General features: G+C 52.8%; 3 protein-coding genes. All 3 read right to left on the reverse strand.

Going from position 1 to position 1813, the window contains the following annotated elements:
• On the reverse strand, nt 1-610 hold a 610-nt coding region (locus G4P69_RS37695; protein ID WP_208355030.1), incomplete at its 3' end, for an aldo/keto reductase.
• A 30-nt stretch (nt 611-640) separates the two neighbouring features.
• Entirely contained in the window at nt 641-1204 is a 564-nt protein-coding gene (locus G4P69_RS37700) for a type 1 glutamine amidotransferase domain-containing protein (protein ID WP_208355031.1), read from the reverse strand.
• Between the two features lie 54 nt (nt 1205-1258).
• Nucleotides 1259-1813: zinc-binding dehydrogenase (locus tag G4P69_RS37705; protein ID WP_208355033.1), on the reverse strand; the 555-nt coding region annotated here is incomplete at its 5' end.

Here is a 1813-nt window from a genome sequence, read left to right on the forward strand (position 1 = left end):
CTGCGGTTGTGCGCGAGCTGGGAAAATCCCCATGACCGAACGGGCTATATGCGACTACGGCGACCCCATGCTTCTCACACCAGGGGATCACAGCGTGTTCGATCGCTCTCTCTCTCAAATGGTAAAGGACTTGATTGCAGGCGATCGAACCCTCTGCGGCGATCTTCTGGACTGCTTCAAGGTCAGGCACATCGAAGTTGCTCACACCCCAGCAGAGAATTTTCCCCTCGTGCTGAAGCTGCTCGAAGGCAGCGATCGTTTCCTCCAGTGGGTGTTGACCACGCCAGTGCAACAGATAAGAGTCCAGCCTATCGGTATGAAGTCGAGCGAGCGATTTCTCGCAGGCTACGATCGTCCCTCTGCGAGAAGCATTTCCAGGAAGAACCTTGGAAACCAGAAAAACCTGATCGCGTCGTCCAGCGATCGCCTCGGCGACCACTTCCTCGGCGCTGCCATACATCTGTGCCGTGTCGATATGGGTCATACCGAGATCGAGTCCTTGGCGCAAAGCGGCGATCGCAGAGGCGCGGTCACCGTTGTCGATGTACCAGGTTCCTTGACCGATCGCTGCCACCTCGCGCTGCGTAGAACCAAATTGATGCTGTTCCATACCTGTCCTCCTGATTAACGCTCCGAGTCCTCACACTATCTGCTGTACCTGCCCTGCATGGCTGAACAGCTCGATCATTTCCCGGTTGAAGACTGGGATATCGTCTGGTTTGCGGCTCGACACAAGATTGTTATCAACTACAACTTCCTGATCTACCCACTGGGCACCTGCGTTCTGGAGATCGGTCTTGAGCGACGGCCACGAGGTGAGCCTTCTTGCGCGCACCACATCTGCCTCGATCAGAGTCCAAGGTCCGTGGCAGATCACCGCTACTGGCTTGTCAGTATCGAAGAAGGACTTTATAAACTTGATCGCCTTAGCATTAGTCCGAAGTTGATCTGGATTGGCAACACCACCGGGAAGCAGGAGGGCATCATAGTCGGCTGGATTTACTTGATCGAGGGGGACATCTACCGGGAAAAAATCCCCTTTGTCATAATGGTTCCAGCCCTGAACGCGATCGCTCTTAGGTGAAATGATGTGGGTCTGAGCACCTGCTGACTCAAGGGCTTGCTTGGGTTGAGCCATTTCAACTTGCTCAAAGCCATCCGTAACCAGAATGGCAACTTTCTTATCTGTGAGCTCTTGTGTCATCTCTATCTCCTAAAGTGTTGGCTAGACTTGGTTTTTTCGTGTTCTTGTGGGGTTTTAGGCAGTCTGACCTGGCTTGAGCACGATCTTGATACAGTTGTCCTTCTTGTGCTTGAAAATTTCGTAGCCGTGCGGTGCTTGTTCTAGCGGCAGACGATGGGTGATGACAAAAGATGGGTCGATATCGCCATTTTGGACACGCTCAAGTAAAGGACGCAAGTACCGATGAACGTGCGTTTGTCCCGTTTTAAACGTCAAAGCTTTGTTCATGGCAGCACCCATTGGTATCTTGTCTACGAAGCCTCCATATACTCCGGGAATCGACACAGTGCCACCTTTGCGACAAGCCACGATCGCTTGCCGTAGCACAGGGGGGCGATCAGTTTCTAACCGCACTGCCTGTTTTGCTTTGTCATAAAGTCCCTCTAGACCCATACCATGTGCTTCCATTCCCACAGCGTCAATGCAAGCGTCAGGACCACGCCCTCCTGTCATTTCCTTCAAGGCTTCGCCCACATCGACTTCCTCGTAATTAAGGACTTCAGCTTTGCCATCTTTCGCCATTTGCAGGCGTTCGGGAACTCGATCAATCGCAATGACACGCTCAGCACC

Source organism: Aetokthonos hydrillicola CCALA 1050 (assembly GCF_017591665.1).
Taxonomy (GTDB): domain Bacteria; phylum Cyanobacteriota; class Cyanobacteriia; order Cyanobacteriales; family Nostocaceae; genus Aetokthonos; species Aetokthonos hydrillicola.